This is a genomic window from Neisseria sp. HMSC065D04, assembly GCF_001815675.1.
Lineage (GTDB): Bacteria > Pseudomonadota > Gammaproteobacteria > Burkholderiales > Neisseriaceae > Neisseria.
In genome coordinates this window covers 14,024-18,487 of sequence record NZ_KV821507.1, presented here as the reverse complement: position 1 = coordinate 18,487, position 4,464 = coordinate 14,024, and the positions used below count along the sequence as shown (strand labels likewise).

At 56.5% G+C, this 4,464-nt stretch carries 4 protein-coding genes; all 4 read left to right on the top strand.

Translation table 11 applies throughout. The features are described 5' to 3' along the window. The first annotated feature begins 169 nt into the window (after window positions 1-169). The 4 genes from HMPREF3050_RS05740 to HMPREF3050_RS05725 are packed head-to-tail and all read left to right on the top strand — an operon-like array spanning window position 170 to window position 4,325. Entirely contained in the window at window positions 170-1,174 is a 1,005-nt protein-coding gene (locus tag HMPREF3050_RS05740) for a 3-oxoacyl-[acyl-carrier-protein] synthase III C-terminal domain-containing protein (protein WP_070773980.1), read from the top strand. Beyond that, entirely contained in the window at window positions 1,171-2,151 is a 981-nt protein-coding gene (locus HMPREF3050_RS05735) for an NAD-dependent epimerase/dehydratase family protein (protein ID WP_070773978.1), read from the top strand. The genes HMPREF3050_RS05740 and HMPREF3050_RS05735 overlap by 4 nt, the downstream gene beginning before the upstream one ends. A 4-nt stretch (window positions 2,152-2,155) precedes the next feature. Further along, complete coding sequence (locus HMPREF3050_RS05730) at window positions 2,156-2,980, top strand: MBL fold metallo-hydrolase (protein ID WP_003764034.1); 825 nt, start codon at window positions 2,156-2,158, stop codon at window positions 2,978-2,980. A 58-nt stretch (window positions 2,981-3,038) separates the two neighbouring features. Beyond that, a complete protein-coding gene (locus HMPREF3050_RS05725) occupies window positions 3,039-4,325 on the top strand; it encodes a F390 synthetase-related protein (RefSeq protein WP_070773976.1) in 1,287 nt (428 codons plus the stop codon). The last annotated feature ends 139 nt before the right edge of the window (window positions 4,326-4,464 follow it).

Sequence of the window (4,464 nt, the reverse complement as noted above, 5' to 3'; positions counted from 1 at the left end):
CTTGTCCTGATTTAAATTTAATCCACTATACAAAGATATTGGAAACGTCGTCTGAAAAGCCGTTTGCAGGTTTTCAGACGACCTTTTTTTGAGTTTGCCGCGGATATAAACGTTGACAATGACAAAATATTAATACTATGCTGAAGTATTACTCACTAGCGGATATATTATGCAAACAACTCATCCGAACCCATCCCTCCGTCTCAACATCATCGGCACAGGCAAAGGACTGCCTTCGCGGCTGGTCCCTTCCACCGAAATCGATGCCCTGCTCGGCATCAAAGAAGGCCGCACCGAAAAACTCAGCGGCTTGGCGCAACGCTACTTTCTGGCAGACGACGAATCTGCCGATGCGATGCAGCTTCAAGCCGCAAAAAATGCGCTGACGGCGGCAGGCATCACGATTGACGATGTGGATTGCGTCATCAACGCTTCGGGCATCGACCGTCAATGCATTCCCTTCAACGCCGCGCATACATTGCGCCTGCTGAAGCCCGCGCGCCCGATTGCCGCATTCGACGTCAATATGACCTGTTTGTCGTTCTTACGCAGCTTGGATTTGGCGGATTCGCTGTTACACAAATATCCCACTATTTTATTGATCAGTTGCGATGTCGCCTCTGTCGGCTTGGACTGGAACGATTTTCACAGCTCGACCATTTTCGGCGACGGCGCGGCTGCGGCAGTCATCAGGTCGTCTGAACGCGGCGGCGTGCTGACAAGCAAATTCGAGGTACATCCCGAAGGCTACGAATTCTGCACCATTCCTGCGGGCGGCTATGAAAACCACCCGTCCAAACATCCCGAAAGCTATGTCTCCCAAGCGTATTTCCACATGAACGGCAAAAAGCTCTACAAACTTGCCGCCGAAGCCATACCCGGCTTCTTGGATGAAACGTTGGCGCAGGCGGATTTGACGTTGGCAGACATAGACTGGATCGTTCCGCATCAGGCAAGCCGCGGCGCTTTGCAACACATCATCAGTCGTCTGAAACTCGACCCCGCCAAAATCGTCGATATTTTCAATACCCACGGCAACCAAATCTCCGCCTCCATCCCCTCCGCGCTGCACCACCTGCTGACCGACTTCCCCGTCCGATCCGGCGATAAAGTTTTGCTGTTCGGCACATCCGCAGGCGTGGGCTTGGGCGCCTTGGTTTGGGAAAAACCATGAAAAAGGCCATCGTCACCGGCGCGACCGGCGGACTGGGGCGCAACCTTGTGCAGACGCTGCTTGCCCAAGGCTGGCAGGTAGCCGCCTGCGGGCGCAATGCCGAAATCGGCAAAATGCTGGGTACGGAATTTCACGCCTTCGATTTGTCCGACCGCAATCAGACCCTGAAGGCGTTTTCCAATGCCGATATCGTGTTCCATTGTGCCGCGCTGTCCTCGCCGTGGGGGCGTTATGAAGATTTCTACCGCGCCAACGTGACCGCCACGCAAAATGTCTTAGCGGCGATGCGGCAGCACCATATCGGCAAGCTGGTACACGTTTCCACGCCCAGCATCTATTTCGACTACCTCGACCAGCACAAAGTCCCCGAAACCTTTATCAGCCGCCACTTCGTCAACGACTACGCCTACACCAAATTCCTTGCCGAACAAGAAGTCGCCGCCGCCACCGACCTCTCCAGCGTCATCATCCGTCCGCGCGGCATTTTCGGCGAATACGATACCGCCGTCCTGCCGCGCCTGCTCAAAATCTCCGAAAAAGGCTTTCTGCCGCTGATTCGGCGCAGCGGTCGCGAAGCAGGCGGCGCATTAGTGGACGTGACCTACGTCGGCAACGTCGTCCATGCCCTTCTGTTGGCAGCTGAAGCCGATGTGCCCCGCGCCATGCCGTTCAACATCACCAACGGCGAGCCGCAGACCATCGCCGCACTCTACCGGCAAATCATCGATACCCTGCATCTGGGATGTCGTCTGAAACCCGTCTCCTACCGCCTGATTGACAGCGTTGCCCGCCTACTGGAAATGCAGGCTCGGCTGACCCGTTCCTTTCGCGAACCCCTCGTCACCCGTTACAGCATAGGCACGATTTCCTTCGACCAAACCCTAGACATCAGCCGCGCCCGTTCGCTGCTCGGCTACGAACCCCAAATCAGCGTTGCCGACGGACTGCGGCAATACGCCCGCTCCTTGAAAGGCTGAAGCTATGGACATCCGTTTCTACCACACCGGCTACTGCACCCATCCCGAATGTATGGTCGAACGGGGCGGCAGCCTGCGTAAAGCAGCCTTTCCCGCCATGACCGCCCACATCACCCACCAAGGCGGCAACCTGCTGTTCGATACCGGCTACGCACCCCGCTTTTTCCAAGCCTGCCGCCGATTTCCCGAAAAATTTTACGCGCTGACCACGCCCGTCACACTCAGCCAACCGACCATACGCGAGCGTTTGGGCGATGCCGCGCACGACATCAACCAAATCTTCCTGTCCCACCTGCACGCCGACCATATTGCCGGCCTCAAAGACTTCCCCGACGCAGAAATCATCCTTTCCCGCGCCGCCTACGATTTTGTTTACCGTACCGACAAACCCGAAAGCCTGACCAACCGCATCATCGAAGTCAAACAAGGCTTCCTGCGCGAGCTGTTGCCCCAAGACCTGCCGCAGCGCGCCCGCTTTATCGAAGATATGCCCGAAGTCCGCCTTGACGAAGCGTTTTACCCGTTTGAACAAGGCTACCGCATCAGTGCCGATTTGATTGCCGTCGCCCTGCCCGGCCATGCCGCCGGACAATACGGGCTGATAGCCGGAGAATTTTTCCTGATTGCCGACGCCGTTTGGCGGTTTGCGACCATCAGCCACAACCGCCGCCCCAACCCCCTTACCGGCCTTATCGCGCAAAACCGCAACGCCGTCCAAGCCACCATAGACCGCCTGCAACACCTCCACCGCCGCAACCGCGAAATCATCCTCGTTCCCAGCCATTGCGAACCCACCTTGCGGCGCTTGGGCATGGAAGGTTTGGATTAAAGCAGGTCGTCTGAAAACCCGACGAGCAAAGCCCCTCAACTGCACAAAAGAACACACCATGAAACCTTCAAAATGGCAAATCCTCAAATCCTTTTTCCACACCCGAAACTACACGGAACGCGCCGCCCTTGAAGCACACCAGCAAAAACAGCTCGACCGCCTTTTGACAAGCCACAACAGCCGCTTCTACCCCCACAGCGCCAAGCTGCAAGACTACCCCGTTATCAACAAACGCATCTTCATGCAGCATTTCGCCGACATCAACGCCTACGGCATCAGCGAAAAAGATGCCCTCTCCGTCGCGCTCAAAGCCGAAGAAAGCCGCGACTTCAGCCCCGTTTTTCAGACGACCTCGGGCAAAGAAATCACCGTCGGGCTTTCCTCCGGCACCAGCGGCAACAGGGGCATATTCCTCGTTTCCCCCGAAGAGTCCGCCCTGTGGGCAGGCTATATGCTCAAACGCATGCTGCCCCGCCCCTACCTCGCCCGCCACAGCATCGCCTTCTTCCTGCGCGCCAACAGCAATCTCTACACCGCCGTCAAAAGCCCGCTGATACGCTTCGAGTTTTACGACCTGCTCGAAGCCTTGGACGAGCACATCCCAAGGCTCAACGCGCAAAAGCCCACCATCCTCATCGCCCCCGCCCAAGTATTGCAGCAGCTTGCCCGACACACCGACCTCGCCATACACCCCAAAAAAATCATCTCCGTTGCCGAAGTTTTAGAACCTCAAGTCAAAACCCGCATCGAACAACGCTTCGGCACGCCGGTTCACCAAATCTACCAATGCACCGAAGGCTTCCTCGCCCACACCTGCGCCCACGGCAACCTGCATCTGAACGAAGACATGGTCTATATCGAAAAAGACTGGATAGACCGCGAAAGCGGCCGCTTCGCCCCCATCATTACCGACTTCAACCGCAAAAGCCAACCCGTTATCCGCTACCGCCTCGACGACGTTTTGATTGCCAACGACGCCCCCTGCCCCTGCGGCAGCGCATTCGCCCGCATCAGCGCCATCGAAGGACGCTGCGACGACATCCTCGACGCACGCACGGCAAACGGCGAACCTTACGCCCTCTACGCCGACTTCATCCGCCGCGCCATGATTTCAGACGACCTCATCCAAGAATACCGCGTCGAGCAACACGGCAAAGCCCTGCACATTTTCCTCACGCCCGACACAGAACAAACCCGCGCCGCCACCACCCGCAACCTGGACCGCCTGTGGCAGACGCTGCAACTTCGCCCCTTTGATTACGTTTTCCAGCCGGAACAAACCCGCCCCCTGCACCAAAAACGCCGGCGCGTGACGAAAATTTCCCCTTATAGCAAAAATCCGTAATTGTTTTAATGCGTTATCTTTCCAAGCCAAGACAAAAAGGGTCGTCTGAAAAATTTCAGACGACCCTTCCAGTAAAAAGAAAAACGCCATACCCGACCTTACCTTCCTATAGTGGATTAAATTTAAATCAGGACAAGGC

What these genes read in the sequence shown, in the direction of transcription:
- HMPREF3050_RS05740 (WP_070773980.1), top strand. Translation starts at nt 170, where the DNA reads ATGCAAACAACTCATCCGAACCCATCCCTCCGTCTCAACATCATCGGC.
- HMPREF3050_RS05730 (WP_003764034.1), top strand. Translation starts at nt 2,156, where the DNA reads ATGGACATCCGTTTCTACCACACCGGCTACTGCACCCATCCCGAATGT.
- HMPREF3050_RS05725 (WP_070773976.1), top strand. Translation starts at nt 3,039, where the DNA reads ATGAAACCTTCAAAATGGCAAATCCTCAAATCCTTTTTCCACACCCGA.
- HMPREF3050_RS05735 (WP_070773978.1), top strand. Translation starts at nt 1,171, where the DNA reads ATGAAAAAGGCCATCGTCACCGGCGCGACCGGCGGACTGGGGCGCAAC.